The organism is Pseudomonas rhodesiae, from assembly GCF_013285305.1.
GTDB lineage: Bacteria > Pseudomonadota > Gammaproteobacteria > Pseudomonadales > Pseudomonadaceae > Aquipseudomonas > Aquipseudomonas rhodesiae.
In genome coordinates, this window is sequence record NZ_CP054205.1 from 633533 (window position 1) to 648962 (window position 15430).

Annotated in this window: 12 protein-coding genes; all 12 read left to right on the forward strand. The window is 61.4% G+C overall.

The window, feature by feature from the left end:
* Nucleotides 1-62: 62 nt before the first annotated feature.
* The 12 genes from HRH33_RS02725 to HRH33_RS02780 all read left to right on the forward strand — a co-directional run bounded on the left by HRH33_RS02725 (nt 63) and on the right by HRH33_RS02780 (nt 15415).
* Nucleotides 63-914 (forward strand): ABC transporter permease, encoded by an 852-nt coding sequence (locus tag HRH33_RS02725; protein ID WP_034095466.1) that lies wholly within the window; start codon nt 63-65, stop codon nt 912-914.
* Nucleotides 911-1735: a quaternary amine ABC transporter ATP-binding protein gene (locus HRH33_RS02730; protein ID WP_123479617.1), complete on the forward strand. Its 825-nt coding sequence runs from the start codon at nt 911-913 to the stop codon at nt 1733-1735. The genes HRH33_RS02725 and HRH33_RS02730 overlap by 4 nt, the downstream gene beginning before the upstream one ends.
* A 290-nt stretch (nt 1736-2025) precedes the next feature.
* Complete coding sequence (gene hutH, locus HRH33_RS02735; RefSeq protein ID WP_167416730.1) at nt 2026-3549, forward strand: histidine ammonia-lyase; 1524 nt, start codon at nt 2026-2028, stop codon at nt 3547-3549.
* Between the two features lie 25 nt (nt 3550-3574).
* A complete protein-coding gene (gene hutH, locus HRH33_RS02740; RefSeq protein WP_034111397.1) occupies nt 3575-5107 on the forward strand; it encodes a histidine ammonia-lyase in 1533 nt (510 codons plus the stop codon).
* A gap of 15 nt (nt 5108-5122) precedes the next feature.
* Nucleotides 5123-6328, forward strand: a complete 1206-nt coding sequence (gene hutI, locus HRH33_RS02745) for an imidazolonepropionase (RefSeq protein ID WP_167416731.1) — start codon at nt 5123-5125, stop codon at nt 6326-6328.
* A gap of 11 nt (nt 6329-6339) precedes the next feature.
* Nucleotides 6340-7140 carry an N-formylglutamate deformylase gene (hutG, locus tag HRH33_RS02750; RefSeq protein ID WP_040265741.1) on the forward strand — a complete coding sequence of 267 codons (801 nt, stop codon included), beginning with the start codon at nt 6340-6342 and terminating at the stop codon, nt 7138-7140.
* A gap of 301 nt (nt 7141-7441) precedes the next feature.
* Nucleotides 7442-8413 (forward strand): prolyl aminopeptidase, encoded by a 972-nt coding sequence (pip, locus tag HRH33_RS02755; RefSeq protein WP_034095471.1) that lies wholly within the window; start codon nt 7442-7444, stop codon nt 8411-8413.
* Nucleotides 8410-8847, forward strand: a complete 438-nt coding sequence (gene dtd / locus HRH33_RS02760) for a D-aminoacyl-tRNA deacylase (RefSeq protein WP_034095472.1) — start codon at nt 8410-8412, stop codon at nt 8845-8847. The genes pip and dtd overlap by 4 nt, the downstream gene beginning before the upstream one ends.
* A gap of 324 nt (nt 8848-9171) precedes the next feature.
* Nucleotides 9172-10851 (forward strand): glucan biosynthesis protein G, encoded by a 1680-nt coding sequence (locus tag HRH33_RS02765; protein WP_244962437.1) that lies wholly within the window; start codon nt 9172-9174, stop codon nt 10849-10851.
* Complete coding sequence (gene mdoH, locus HRH33_RS02770) at nt 10844-13414, forward strand: glucans biosynthesis glucosyltransferase MdoH (RefSeq protein ID WP_167416732.1); 2571 nt, start codon at nt 10844-10846, stop codon at nt 13412-13414. Before HRH33_RS02765 ends, mdoH begins: the two co-directional genes overlap by 8 nt.
* Before the next feature lie 186 nt (nt 13415-13600).
* The gene (locus HRH33_RS02775; protein ID WP_034136555.1) at nt 13601-14398 is read left to right on the forward strand and encodes a transporter substrate-binding domain-containing protein; all 798 of its coding nucleotides are present in this window, start codon (nt 13601-13603) and stop codon (nt 14396-14398) included.
* Nucleotides 14399-14617: 219 nt separating this feature from the next.
* Nucleotides 14618-15415, forward strand: a complete 798-nt coding sequence (locus HRH33_RS02780; RefSeq protein ID WP_034095475.1) for a transporter substrate-binding domain-containing protein — start codon at nt 14618-14620, stop codon at nt 15413-15415.
* Nucleotides 15416-15430 lie beyond the last annotated feature (15 nt).

Sequence of the window (15430 nt, forward strand, 5' to 3'; positions counted from 1 at the left end):
GCCCGGCTACCCTGAGAGGCAGCCGGGCGCCTGGCCACACCCCACTGGATCGAGAGCACGCTATGTTTCCTGAGAGTTTTACCTTTTCCATCGCCGACTGGGTCAACGGTTGGGTGGATTCACTGGTCACCAACTACGGCGATGTGTTCCGGCACATCTCCGACACCCTGCTATGGGCCATCGTCAACCTGGAGGGCCTGCTACGCGCCGCGCCCTGGTGGTTGATGCTGGCCATTGTCGGCGCCGTTGCCTGGCACGCCACCCGTAAAGTGCTGACCACGGCGGTGATCGTTGGGTTGTTGTTCCTGGTAGGCGCCGTCGGCCTATGGGACAAACTGATGCAGACCCTGGCGCTGATGCTGGTCGCTACGGTGATCTCGGTGTTGATCGGCATCCCGCTGGGCATCTTGTCGGCACGCAGCAATCGCCTGCGTTCGGTGCTGATGCCGTTGCTGGACATCATGCAAACCATGCCCAGCTTCGTGTACCTGATCCCGGTGCTGATGCTGTTCGGCCTGGGCAAAGTACCGGCGATTTTCGCCACGGTGATCTACGCCGCGCCGCCGCTGATTCGCCTGACGGACCTGGGCATTCGCCAGGTCGACGGCGAAGTCATGGAAGCCATCAACGCCTTCGGCGCCAACCGCTGGCAGCAACTGTTCGGTGTGCAACTGCCGCTGGCGCTGCCGAGCATCATGGCCGGTATCAACCAGACCACCATGATGGCGTTGTCGATGGTGGTGATCGCCTCGATGATCGGCGCCCGTGGCCTGGGTGAAGATGTATTGGTCGGCATCCAGACCCTCAACGTCGGCCGTGGCCTCGAAGCCGGGTTGGCAATCGTGATTCTCGCAGTGGTCATCGACCGCATCACCCAGGCCTACGGTCGTCCACGGCATGAGGCGAGCAAATGACTACTGTCAGCAAAATCGAAGTAAAAAACGTCTTCAAGATTTTCGGCAATCGCGCCAAGGACGCGCTCTCGCTGATCGGCCAGGGCAAGACCAAGGACCAGGTGCTGGCCGAGACCGGCTGCGTGGTCGGCGTCAACGACCTGTCCCTGAGCATCGGCACCGGCGAAATTTTTGTGATCATGGGCCTGTCCGGTTCGGGCAAGTCGACCCTGGTGCGCCACTTCAACCGCCTGATCGACCCCACCAGCGGCGCGATCCTGGTGGACGGCGAAGACATCCTGCAACTGGACATGGAAGCCCTGCGCCAATTCCGTCGCCACAAGATCAGCATGGTGTTCCAGAGCTTCGGCCTGCTGCCTCACAAAAACGTGCTCGACAACGTCGCCTACGGCCTCAAGGTGCGCGGTGAAAGCAAGCAGGTGTGCGCCGATCGCGCGCTGCACTGGATCGACACCGTGGGCCTGAAGGGCTACGAAAACAAATACCCGCACCAGCTCTCCGGCGGCATGCGCCAACGGGTGGGCCTGGCCCGTGCCCTAGCGGCCGACACTGACATAATCCTGATGGACGAAGCCTTCAGCGCCCTCGACCCGCTGATCCGCGCCGAGATGCAGGACCAGTTGCTGGAGCTGCAGAAGACCCTGCACAAGACCATCGTGTTTATCACCCACGACCTCGACGAAGCCGTGCGCATCGGCAACCGCATCGCGATTCTCAAGGACGGCAAGCTGATCCAGGTCGGCACCCCGCGCGAGATCCTGCATTCGCCGGCGGATGAGTATGTAGATAGGTTCGTTCAGCGGCGGGCGGCGGTGGTCTGACCCAGATCCTGTGGTGAGGCTGCTGGCCTTATCGGGGGCAAGCCCCCTCCCACATTTGATCGGGTTCACACTGCCCCAACTTGGGAGGGGGCTTGCCCCGATGAGGCCGGAGCAAGCTCCCTCCCACATTTGATCGGGTTCACACTGTCCCAACTTGGGAGGGGGCTTGCCCCGATGAGGCCGGAGCAAGCTCCCTCCCACATTTGATCGGGTTCACACTGCCCCAATGTGGGAGGGGGCTTGCCCCCGATGAGGCCGGCAAAGCTGTAGAGAATATGAAGAGGTCAACAATGTCCCAGGCACCAAAAATCACCATCGGCGACACGCCATTGCGCTGGCAGGACGTGGTCGCCGTGGCCCGCCATGGCGCGGTCCTCGAACTGTCGACCCAGGCCTGGGCGCGGATCGATAACGCCCAGGCCATCGTGCAGCGCATCGTCAGCAGCGGTGAGCGCGCCTACGGCGTGAACACCGGGCTGGGGGCGCTGTGCAATGTATCGCTGCAAGGCGAGCAACTCAGCCAATTGTCGCGCAATACCTTGCTTAGCCATGCCTGCGGCGTCGGCCCGGTGCTGAGCGACGAACAGACCCGCGCGATCATCTGCGCGGCCCTCGTCAACTACAGCCACGGCCATTCCGGCCTGCACCCTCAAGTGGTGCGGGCACTGCTGGCGCTACTCAACCATGGCATCACCCCGCAAGTGCCGTCCCAGGGTTCGGTGGGTTACCTGACCCACATGGCCCACGTCGGCGTGGCGTTGCTGGGTGTCGGCAATGTGAGCTATCGCGGCGGCATTGTCTCGGCGCAGCAAGCCTTGCAGGCCGAAGGCTTGCAGCCCGTTGAGCTTGGCGCCAAGGACGGTCTGTGCCTGGTCAACGGCACGCCATGCATGACCGGCCTGAGCTGCCTGGCCCTGGCCGATGCCGATCATCTGCTGCAGTGGGCCGACGTGATCGGCGCCATGAGCTTCGAGGCCCAGCGCGGTCAGCTCGACGCGTTCGACGCAAACATTATCGCCCTCAAGCCCCACCCCGGCATGCAGTTGGTGGGCGCCAACCTGCGCGCGTTGCTCGACGGCAGCGAGGTGATCGCCGCCAGCCAGGGCATACGCACCCAAGATGCCCTGAGCTTGCGCTCGATCCCGCAAATCCATGGCGCGACGCGTGACCAGGTGGCGCACGCCACCCAGCAGATCGAGACTGAACTCAACAGCGTCACCGATAACCCACTGGTGCTCGGCACGCCGGACAACTACCGCGTGGTGTCCCAGGCCAACCCTCACGGGCAGTCGGTCGCGCTGGCGGCGGATATGCTCGCCATCGCCATGGCCGAAATAGGCTCGGTGGCCGAGCGCCGCCTGGATCGCTTGATCAACCCCCATGTCAGTGGCCTGCCGGCGTTTCTGGTAAGCAACCCCGGGGTCAACTCCGGCATGATGATCGTGCAGTACGTCGCCGCGTCGTTGTGTGGGCAGAATCGCCAACTGGCGCAGCCGGCGGCGCTCGACAATTTCGTCACCTCGGGCCTGCAGGAAGACCACCTCAGCATGGGCACCAATGCCGCGCTCAAGCTGCACCAGGTGTTGGCCAACGTGACTCAGATCCTCGCCATCGAGTACTTACTGGCGGCCCAGGCTTTTGAATTTCTAAAAACGCAACGCTTCGGCGCCGGCACCGAGCGTGCCTGGCGTTTACTGCGCGAACAGATCCCGCCCTACGAGCAGGACCGCTGGCTGGCGCCGGACATCGCGACCGCCGCCGCACTGCTCAAGGACAGCGCTTTGCTGCATCAAGCATTTCCCCATTTGCACTGAACAATAATTCCAAAGGAGCATCACTGTGACTGCGCTAAATCTGATTCCAGGCCAACTTAGCCTTGCCCAACTGCGGGCCATCTATCAGCAGCCGGTAACCCTCAGCCTGGATGCCAGCGCATCGGCGCAGATCGACGCCAGCGTGGCCTGTGTCGAGCAGATCCTCGCCGAAAACCGCACCGCCTACGGCATCAACACCGGCTTCGGCCTGCTGGCCTCCACGCGCATCGCCAGCGAAGACCTGGAAAACCTTCAACGCTCCCTGGTGTTGTCCCACGCCGCCGGTGTCGGCGAGCCGATCAGCGACGCACTGGTGCGATTGGTGATGGTGCTCAAGGTCAACAGCCTCAGCCGTGGTTTCTCCGGCATCCGTCGCGTGGTGATCGATGCACTGATCGCGCTGATCAACGCCGAGGTCTACCCGCATATTCCGTTGAAAGGTTCCGTCGGCGCCTCCGGTGACTTGGCGCCCCTGGCCCACATGTCCCTGGTGCTGCTCGGCGAAGGCAAGGCGCGCTACAAAGGCGAATGGCTTGAAGCAAAAGACGCGCTCAAGGTCGCTGGCCTTGCGCCGCTGACCCTGGCGGCGAAGGAAGGCCTGGCGCTGCTTAACGGCACCCAGGTGTCTACCGCCTATGCTTTGCGCGGCCTGTTCGAAGGTGAAGACCTGTTCGCCGGTGCCTTGGCGTGCGGCGGTCTGACCGTGGAAGCGGTGCTGGGCTCGCGCTCGCCGTTCGATGCGCGCATCCATGCGGCTCGCGGTCAGCGTGGGCAGATCGATGCGGCGGCGGCTTACCGTGATCTGCTGGGCGAAAGCAGCCAGGTGTCGCAGTCGCACCAGAACTGCGACAAGGTGCAGGATCCGTATTCCCTGCGTTGCCAGCCACAAGTCATGGGCGCTTGCTTGACCCAGTTGCGCCAGGCTGCCGAGGTGCTGGTGGTGGAAGCCAACGCCGTATCGGATAACCCACTGGTCTTTGCCGCCGAGGGTGATGTGATCTCCGGCGGTAACTTCCATGCCGAACCGGTGGCCATGGCCGCCGACAACATGGCGCTGGCCATCGCCGAAATCGGTTCGCTCAGTGAGCGACGCATCTCGCTGATGATGGACAAGCACATGTCCCAGTTGCCGCCGTTCCTGGTGGGCAATGGCGGGGTCAACTCCGGTTTCATGATCGCCCAGGTCACCGCCGCCGCATTGGCCAGCGAGAACAAAGCGCTGGCCCATCCCCATAGCGTCGACAGCCTACCGACCTCGGCCAACCAGGAAGACCACGTGTCGATGGCTCCGGCGGCCGGCAAGCGTCTGTGGGAAATGGCCGAAAACACCCGTGGCATCCTTGCCGTGGAATGGCTGGCGGCGTGCCAGGGCCTGGACCTGCGCGAAGGCTTGAAAACCTCCCCCAAGCTGGAAAAGGCCCGGGGCATCCTCCGCAGCCAAGTGGCGTTTTACGACAAGGACCGCTTCTTCGCCCCGGACATCCTCGCCGCCAGCGAACTGCTCGCCAGCCGCTGCCTGAATGAGCTGGTCCCGGGCCAGTTGCTGCCGAGCCTGTAACCCAAGGAGTGTCGGATGAAAACCCTTTGGCAACACTGCCACGTCGCAACCATGGCCCAGGGCAAGTACTCGATCATCGAGGATGCGGCCATGGTCACCGCCGGTTCGCTGATCGAGTGGATCGGCCCGCGCAGCCAGGCGCCCAGCGCGGATTACGCCCAGGTCCACGACCTGCAAGGCGCGTGGGTGACCCCTGGGCTGATCGATTGCCATACCCACACGGTGTTCGGTGGCAATCGCAGCGGTGAGTTCGAGCAACGCCTTGAAGGCGTGAGCTATGCCGAGATCGCGGCGCAGGGCGGTGGGATTGCCAGCACCGTACGCGCCACCCGCGCCGCCAGTGAAGATGAACTGTTCGCCAGCGCCCATAAGCGCCTGCGCAGTTTGTTGCGTGACGGCGTGACCACGGTGGAAATCAAATCCGGCTACGGCCTCGATTTGGCCAGCGAGCGCAAATTGCTGCGGGTGATTCGCCGTCTCGGTGAGGCGCTGCCGGTCAGCGTGCGCGCCACTTGCCTGGCCGCCCATGCCTTGCCGCCGGAGTACAAGGATCGCGCCGACGACTACATTGAGCATATCTGCCAGGAGATGCTGCCGGCCCTGGCGGCCGAAGGCCTGGTGGATGCGGTGGATGCGTTTTGCGAATACCTGGCGTTTTCCCCTGCACAAGTGGCGCGAGTGTTTGACGTCGCGCAGCAACTCGGCCTGCCTTTGAAGCTGCACGCCGAACAGTTGTCCTCGTTGCACGGCTCCAGCCTGGCGGCGCGTTACCAAGCGTTGTCCGCCGATCACCTGGAGTTTATGACCGAAGAAGACGCCATCGCCATGGCCGCCGCCGGCACCGTCGCGGTACTGCTGCCGGGGGCGTTCTACTTTCTACGCGAAACCCAGTTGCCGCCTATGGAGGCCCTGCGCAAGCACGGTGTGAAAATCGCCATCGCCAGCGACCTCAACCCCGGCACCTCGCCGGCGCTGTCTGTGCGCCTGATGCTGAACATGGCCTGCACCTTGTTCCGCATGACCCCGGAAGAAGCCCTGGCCGGCGCTACCCAACACGCGGCCAGCGCGCTGGGCATGGGCGACACACATGGTTCGCTGGAAGTGGGCAAGGTCGCGGATTTTGTCGCCTGGCAGATCGATCGTCCGGCCGACCTGGCTTACTGGTTGGGCGGCGAACTGGATAAACGCGTCGTGCGCCATGGCGTCGATGCCATCGTTTAAGGAGTACCGTTGTGGATAACGTTCTGAACTTCAAGCAAGGCCGCACACCGCTGCTGATCAGCATGCCCCACGCCGGCCTGCGCCTCACACCTGCGGTAAAGGCCGGGCTGATCCCCGAGGCGCAGAGCCTGCCGGACACCGATTGGCATATCCCTTTGCTGTATGACTTTGCCGAGGAACTGGGGGCCAGCACCTTGTCGGCGGAGTATTCGCGGTTTGTCATCGATCTGAACCGACCGTCCGACGACACGCCGCTGTACGCCGGCGCCACCACCGGCCTGTACCCCAAAACCCTGTTCGATGGCGTGCCGTTGTTTGTCGAAGGCCAGGAGCCGTCCGAGGAGGAACGGGCGACCTACCTGCAGAAAATCTGGGGCCCCTACCACCGCGCGCTGCAAGAAGAGTTGGCGCGGCTCAAGGCTGAGTTCGGCTATGCGTTGCTGTTCGATGCGCACTCGATTCGCTCGGTGATCCCGCACCTGTTCGACGGCAAACTGCCGGACTTCAACCTCGGCACCTTCAACGGCGCGGCATGCGACCCGGAACTGGCCGGCCAGCTCGAAGCCATCTGCGCCAGGCACACGCAGTACACCCATGTGCTTAACGGGCGCTTCAAGGGCGGGCATATCACCCGGCATTACGGCAACCCGGCCGAGAATATCCACGCCGTGCAGTTGGAGTTGTGCCAGAGCACCTATATGGAGGAGTTCGAACCGTTCAAGTACCGCGCGGACCTGGCTGAGCCGACGCGAGTGGTATTGAAGCAGTTGCTCGAAGGTTTGTTGGACTGGGGACGCAAGCGCTACGGCTAGGGAGGATCTACAGCGTTGGCCTTACCCTAAGCCAAATACAGTTCCAACTGTGGGAGGGGCTTGCCCCCGATAGCCATAGGTATCTACATAAGTCTCAAAGGTTGAAATAACTCTGTGGTGAGCGAGCCCGCTCACCACTGCCAAGCCCTCATCCCAAGCCTTGCCTACCTGGGGAGCGAAGGGCTGACACAGGTCTAAGCGCTCAAGGACATGCTCATTGCACAATTCGGGTTTATAGTGCCAGACGGCAGAATAATAGACGTCCCCCCAGGGATGAACCCGACCCCCTACGGAGCGCGCAATGCAGACTTGGTACCCGCAGATCAAACCCTACGCCCGGCACGATCTGGCCGTCGATGACACCCATACCCTGTATGTCGATGAAAGTGGCTCTCCCGAAGGCTTGCCCGTTGTATTCATCCATGGTGGCCCTGGCGCCGGTTGCGACGCCCAGAGCCGCTGCTATTTCGACCCCAACCTGTACCGCATCGTGACCTTCGACCAACGGGGTTGCGGTCGCTCCACGCCACGCGCCAGCCTGGAAAACAACACCACCTGGGACCTGGTCGCCGACATGGAGCGCATCCGCGAGCACCTGGGCATCGATAAATGGGTGCTGTTCGGTGGCTCCTGGGGGTCGACCCTGGCCCTGGCCTATGCGCAAACCCATCCCGAGCGCGTGCATGGCCTGATCGTGCGCGGCATCTTCCTGGCCCGTCCGCAGGACATCCACTGGTTCTACCAGGAAGGCGCGAGCCGCTTGTTCCCGGATTACTGGCAGGACTACATCGCGCCGATCCCGGCCGATGAGCGTCACGACATGATCGCGGCCTATCACAAGCGCCTCACCGGTAACGACCAGATCGCCCAGATGCACGCGGCCAAGGCGTGGTCCGGCTGGGAAGGGCGCATGCTCGGCTTGTGCCCGAGCCCGCAGCATGTGGAGCGGTTTTCCGAGCCGCAGCGGGCGTTGTCGATTGCGCGCATCGAGTGCCATTACTTCACTAACCACTCGTTCCTGGAACCCAACCAACTGATCCGCGATATGCATAAGATTGCGCACCTGCCTGGCGTAATCATCCATGGGCGCTACGATATGATCTGCCCGTTGGATAACGCTTGGGAGTTGCACCAGGCGTGGCCCAACAGCGAGCTACAGGTGATCCGCGAGGCGGGCCATGCGGCGTCCGAGCCTGGCATCACCGACGCGCTGGTGCGCGCGACCGGCGAAATGGCCCGGCGTTTGCTCGACCTGCCGCCTGAAGAAGCATGAAGGGGCTGCTGCAACGGGTGCGTGGTGCCCGGGTCGAGGTAGCAGGTGAAATCGTGGGGGCCATCGATCAGGGGTTGCTGGTGCTGGTGGCTGTCGAGCCTTCAGATACCCCTGAGAGTGCCGACAAATTGCTGCACAAGTTGCTGAACTATCGGGTGTTCAGCGATGACGAAGGCAAGATGAACCTGTCGCTCAAGGACATTGACGGCGGTTTGCTGCTGGTCTCGCAATTCACCCTGGCGGCGGATACCAAGAGCGGCTTGCGGCCCAGCTTCTCCACGGCGGCCCCTCCGGCCCTGGGAGCGGCGCTTTTTGAGCACTTGCTGTTACAAGCGCAACAATTGCATGGCAGGGTGGCGTCGGGGCGTTTTGGCGCGGATATGCAGGTGCATTTGGTCAATGATGGCCCTGTGACGTTCCTCTTGCAGACGTGAATGTATTGAAAACGACTTTTAATGCTTAAAAACGCAGGATTTCGCTACAAATACTTCGTTGCCCCTGATGCGTTGTCTCGCGGGCTACTAGATAATCGCGCGCTACGGGGATCAGCGTTGTTTGGTCCATTTTTGACTTAGGTAGAGACTTGTCCGACAACCATTGGGGAATCATTTTGACCCAGGGTAGTCGGAACAATGCTCGCCAACCTGGCATATAGATAGCTGGCCGTTGGTTTTTTGATCTGTTTTCGGCGAGGGTTGCTCGTGATTGTTAGTCCCTGTAATGCACCAAAATTGTCTGCCAAACGGTTACGAAACGCACTGGTGACGGGCTCTGCCCTGTTTTGCCTGTTCGGCGCGGGTCAACTGTGGGCATTCAGTCTGGATGATGTGTCGGCCAAGGCAAAAGAGCTGGCCGGGCAGAAGTACGAAGCTCCGCGCAGCAATCTGCCAAACGAATTCCGCGAAATGAAGTTTGCGGACTATCAGAAAATTCGTTTCCGCAATGAAAAAGCCGAGTGGGCCGATCAGAACACCCCGTTCAAGCTGTCCTTCTATCACCAGGGTATGCACTTCGATACGCCGGTGAAAATCAACGAAGTCACCGCTGACAGCGTTCAGGAAATCAAATACGACCCGTCGCGTTTCGATTTCGGTGATGTGAAATTCGATCCTAAGGCCACCGAACAACTGGGTTATGCCGGTTTCCGTGTTCTGTTCCCTATCAATAAGAGCGACAAGCAAGACGAAATCATGACCATGCTCGGCGCCAGTTACTTCCGCGTCGTGGGCAAGGACCAGGTCTATGGCCTGTCCGCCCGTGGCATGGCGATCGACACTGCGCTGCCGTCCGGCGAAGAATTCCCGCGGTTCACCGAGTTCTGGATCGAGCGTCCGAAGCCGGGTGACAAGCACCTGGTGATCTTTGCCCTGCTGGATTCGCCGCGCGCGACCGGCGCCTATCGCCTGATCCTGCGTCCGGGCACCGACACTGTGGTCGACGTCAAATCCCAGATGTTCCTGCGCGACAAGGTCAGCAAACTCGGGGTGGCCCCGCTGACCAGCATGTTCCTGTTCGGCGCGAACCAGCCGTCCAAAGTACTCAACTACCGTCGCGAACTGCACGACTCCAGCGGTCTGTCGATCCATGCCGGCAACGGCGAGTGGATCTGGCGTCCACTGAACAACCCTAAACACCTGTCGGTCAGCAATTTCAGCGTAGAGAACCCGCGCGGTTTCGGCCTGCTGCAACGTGGTCGCAACTTCAGCCACTACGAAGACCTGGACGACAACTACGACAAGCGCCCAAGCGCCTGGATCGAACCTGAAGGCGACTGGGGCAAGGGCTCCGTGGACCTGGTTGAGATCCCGACCGCCGACGAGACCAATGACAACATCGTTGCGTTCTGGAGCCCGGAAAAACTGCCGGAAGTCGGTCAGCCGCTGGACGTAGCCTACCGCCTGCACTGGACTCTGGACGACGCCGCGCTCCATTCGCCGGACAGTGCCTGGGTCAAGCAGACCCTGCGTTCCACCGGTGACGTGAAGCAATCCAACCTGATCCGTCAGCCGGATGGCAGCGTCGCTTACCTGGTGGACTTCGAAGGCCCGTCCCTGAAGAAACTGCTGCCGGACGCGCCTGTGCGCAGCCAGGTGAGCGTGGGTGACAACGCTGAACTGGTTGAAAACAGCGTGCGTTACAACGAGCACACCAAAGGCTGGCGCCTGACCCTGCGCATGAAGATCAAGGACCCGAGCAAGCCGACCGAAATGCGTGCCGCCCTGGTGCAGGACGTTGCTCAGCCAGAGCCTGAGCATGTGTCGACCCAGGTCCTCAAGGCCGACAAGGTATTGGCCAAGCAACACGAGAAACAGGCCAAGAAAGACGCCAAAGACAAGGAAGCCAAGCAGCCAGAAGCTGCCCCAGCCACACCGGAGCCGATCAAGACCGAACAGGTCCTGACCGAAACCTGGAGCTATCAGTTGCCTGCCGATGAGTAATTCTCAAGTCCAGCCAGAGACTCTGTCCGAGTATTTGGCGCATCTTCCGATGACTGCAGAGCAGCGCGCCGAACTGGCGGGCTGCTCCTCCTTCGCCGAATTGCATCAACGCCTGTCGTCCGCGACCTTCGACGAACCGGTCGACGCCGCTCAAGCGTCGGTGGGTCGCCGGTTGACCCTCAGCACGGCCGAAGAGCTGCAAGACGCCGAAATGCTTGCGGTCGATGCTGCCGGTCGCGTCTGCCTCAAAGCCACGCCGCCGATCCATCGCACCCGCGTGGTGCCGGAGCCGTGGCGCACCAATATCCTGGTGCGCGGCTGGCGTCGCCTCACCGGGCGCAGCAACCCGCCCAAACCGCCGAAGGATGAACGGGTATTGCCGGCCGCGCGCTGGCGCACCGTCGGTTCGATCCGTCGCTATATCCTGTTGGTGCTGATGCTCGGCCAGACCATCGTGGCCGGCTGGTACATGAAAGGCATCATGCCGTACCAGGGCTGGTCGCTGGTGGACTTCGACGAAATCCGCAATCAGACCCTGCTGCAGACCGCCACCCAGGTGCTGCCTTACGCCCTGCAAACCAGCATCCTGATCATGTTCGGGATTTTGTTCTGCTGGGTGTCGGCCGGTTTCTGGACAGCGCTGATGGGCTTCCTAGAGTTGCTCACTGGCCACGATAAATACCGGATCTCCGGTAAAAGTGCCGGCAACGAGCCGATCCCGAAAGACGCCCGCACCGCGCTGGTGATGCCGATCTGTAACGAAGACGTGCCCCGGGTATTCGCCGGCCTGCGCGCCACGTTCGAATCGGTGGCCGCGACCGGTGACCTGGACCGCTTCGACTTTTTCGTGCTCAGCGACAGTAACGACGCCGACATCTGCATCGCCGAGCAGCAGGCCTGGCTCGACGTGTGTCGCGAAGCCGGTGGTTTCGGCAAGATCTTCTATCGCCGTCGCCGTCGTCGTGTAAAACGTAAGAGCGGCAACCTCGACGACTTCTGCCGTCGTTGGGGCGGTGACTACAAGTACATGGTGGTCCTCGACGCCGACAGCGTGATGAGCGGCGAATGCCTGACCAGCCTGGTGCGCCTGATGGAAGCCACGCCGGATGCCGGGATTATCCAGACCGCGCCGCGTGCGTCGGGCATGGACACCCTGTATGCGCGCATGCAGCAGTTCGCCACTCGTGTATATGGCCCGCTGTTCACCGCCGGCCTGCACTTCTGGCAGCTGGGTGAATCCCACTACTGGGGTCACAACGCAATCATCCGCATGAAGCCGTTTATCGAGCACTGCGCCCTGGCACCGTTGCCGGGTAAAGGCGCGTTCGCCGGGTCCATCCTGTCCCACGACTTCGTAGAAGCGGCGCTGATGCGTCGGGCCGGCTGGGGTGTGTGGATTGCCTACGACCTGCCGGGTAGCTATGAAGAACTGCCGCCGAACCTGTTGGACGAACTCAAGCGTGACCGTCGCTGGTGCCACGGTAACCTGATGAACTTCCGTCTGTTCCTGGTTAAAGGCATGCACCCGGTGCACCGTGCGGTGTTCCTGACCGGCGTGATGTCCTACCTGTCGGCGCCGTTGTGGTTCCTGTTCCTAGTGCTGTCCACCGCGTTGCTGGCGGTGAACACCCTGATGGAGCCGCAGTACTTCATGGCGCCGCGCCAGTTGTACCCGCTGTGGCCGCAGTGGCATCCGGACAAGGCGGTGGCGTTGTTCTCCACCACTATCGTGCTGCTGTTCCTGCCTAAATTGCTGAGCATCATCCTGATCTGGGCCAAGGGCGCAAAAGAGTTCGGCGGCAAGTTCAAGGTCACGATGTCCATGCTGCTGGAAATGCTGTTTTCCATGCTGCTGGCGCCGGTGCGGATGATTTTCCACACCCGTTTCGTGCTCGCCGCGTTCCTCGGCTGGGCCGCGACCTGGAATTCGCCAAAGCGTGATGACGACTCCACCACCTGGGGCGAAGCGTTCAAGCGCCACGGCACGCAAACCTTGCTGGGCTTCTTGTGGGCCTTGCTGGTGGTGTGGTTGAACCCAAGCTTCCTGTGGTGGCTGGTGCCGATTGTCGGGTCGCTGATGTTGTCGATCCCGGTGTCAGTGATCTCCAGTCGGGTGAACCTGGGCCTCAAGTCCCGTGACGAGAGCCTGTTCCTGATCCCCGAGGAATACAATCCGCCCCAGGCGCTGGTGTCGACCGACAAGTACACCCACGAAAATCGCTGGCACGCCCTGCACGACGGCTTCGTGCGCTCGGTGGTCGACCCGCAGCAGAACGCCCTGGCCTGTGCCTTGGCGACGTCGCGTCACGGTCAGGCCGAGCCGATCGAGTACCTGCGTGCCGAACGCGTGCGCCATGCGCTGAAAGTCGGCCCCGCCGGCCTCAACAATGCCGAACGTGTGGCCTTGCTCAGTGATCCGGTAGCCCTGGCCCGCCTGCACGAGCTGGTCTGGAGCGAAGGGCACGCCGAGTGGCTCGCCGCCTGGCGTGGCTCGATCAAGGCTGACCCGCACGCGCCGTTGCTGCCTCTGCAACCGCTGTCGTCCCAGGCCCAACCGGCCTGATTCAAACACCCCCGAGGGCTTACCTCGGGGGTGTTTCAAGCGCTTTTCCTACAACGTTTTCTTTCCCGCTAAAAACGATCTAACCCCTTGTTATTTCGAAACAAAATACCCCTGCCAAGGGCGTATTGGCGTGCCCGTGGCTGGGGTAGGATCGCCCCCCAATTCGTTTCGGCCACAGGGGGATTCATGATCAAAAGGTATTGTGCGGCGTTGCTGCTGAGCGCCGTCGCCTGGCTTCAACAGGACGTGCAGGCAGGCGCCATTGACGATGCTGTACGGCGTGGTGTGCTGAAAGTGGGCACCACTCCCACCTATGTGCCCTTCGAAATGACCGATAAGCAGGGGCGTATCGTCGGCTTTGAAATCGACCTGCTCACGGTCATGAGCCAAGCCATGGGCGTGGAGCTTGAACTGGTCTCGGTGCCTTACACCGAGTTGGTACCGGGGTTGCTGGCCAGAAAGTTCGACATGATCGGCAGTGGCATGACCGTGACCCAGGAGCGCAACCTGAAACTCAACTTCAGCGACTCCTTCATTGTGGTAGGCCAAACCGTGTTGCTGCATCCCAGCCTGGTCGGCAAGGTCACCAGTGTTGAAGACCTGGATGATCCCCATTACCGCATCGCCACCACCGAAGGCACCACCGGCGAAGCCGCGGCGCGGCGCTTTCTGGGGGCGGCGCGATTGAGCCGTTTCGCCACCCCGGAGGAGGGTGTGCGCCACGTGGTGGATGGCAAGGCCGATGCGTTTATCCACGATGCGCCCTATAACCTGATCGCCCTGAGCCGTGCGGAAAATAGTGCTTTGTTCTTGCTGGAGCAGCCGTTCACCTTCGAACCGCTGGCCTTTGGGTTGAAGAAAGGCGACTTCGACAGCCTCAACTGGATCAATCATTTCTTGAATCAGGTCGCCCAGGACGGCACCTACGATCGCCTGCATGACAAGTGGTTCAAGGACACCGACTGGCTTACGGAAATCGACTGAAAGTCATAACTGCTTACATAACAATTATTTGCCGTTGCCCCCTGCGCGCGTGTCTACCCTCTGTGCTCGAACATCCCGTTGTGGGCCTTTTCCGACATACGCAATAACAATTACCCGTGAAACCTTTGTGACCGGCAGTGAGTGGGTTAGGATCGCACCCCGAAATGGCGCAGCCCTTTTGTGCGCCGACCTTATAAGAATCGTTCAGGGGACTTGATGATGAAAAAGTATCTTTCGATGCTGCTGCTAGGCGTCACCGCACTGGTCGCGGCCACTGCGGCCCAGGCCGGCGCCATCGACGATGCGGTCAAGCGCGGCACGCTGAAAGTCGGGATGGACCCGACTTACATGCCGTTCGAAATGACGGACAAGCGCGGCGAAATCATCGGTTTCGAAGTCGACATCCTCAAGGCCATGGCCAAGTCCATGGGCGTCAAGCTGGAGCTGGTCTCCACCGGCTATGACGGCATCATCCCGGCCTTCTTGACCGGCAAGTTCGACATGATCGGCAGCGGCATGACCCTGACCCAGGAACGCAACCTGCGCCTGAACTTCAGCGAACCGTTCATCGTGGTCGGCCAGACCCTGCTGATCCGCAAGGACCTGGAAGGCACCATCAAGTCCTACAAAGACCTGAACGACGAGAAATACCGCCTGACTTCCAAGCTCGGCACCACCGGTGAAATGGTCGCGAAGAAGCTGATCTCCAAGGCCAAGTACCACGGCTACGACAACGAGCAGGAAGGTGTACTGGACGTGGTCAACGGCAAGGCCGATGCCTTTGTGTATGACGCGCCGTACAACGTGGTGGCCGAGAAGAAAGTCGGCAACGGCAAACTGGTGTTCCTGGACGAACCGTTCACCTTCGAGCCCCTGGCGTTCGGTTTGAAGAAAGGCGACTACGACAGCATCAACTTCATCAACAACTTCCTGCACCAGATCAAGAACGACGGCACCTACGATCGCATCCATGACAAGTGGTTCAAGAGCTCCGAGTGGCTCAAGGACATGGAATAAGGTCCGACTGAACAC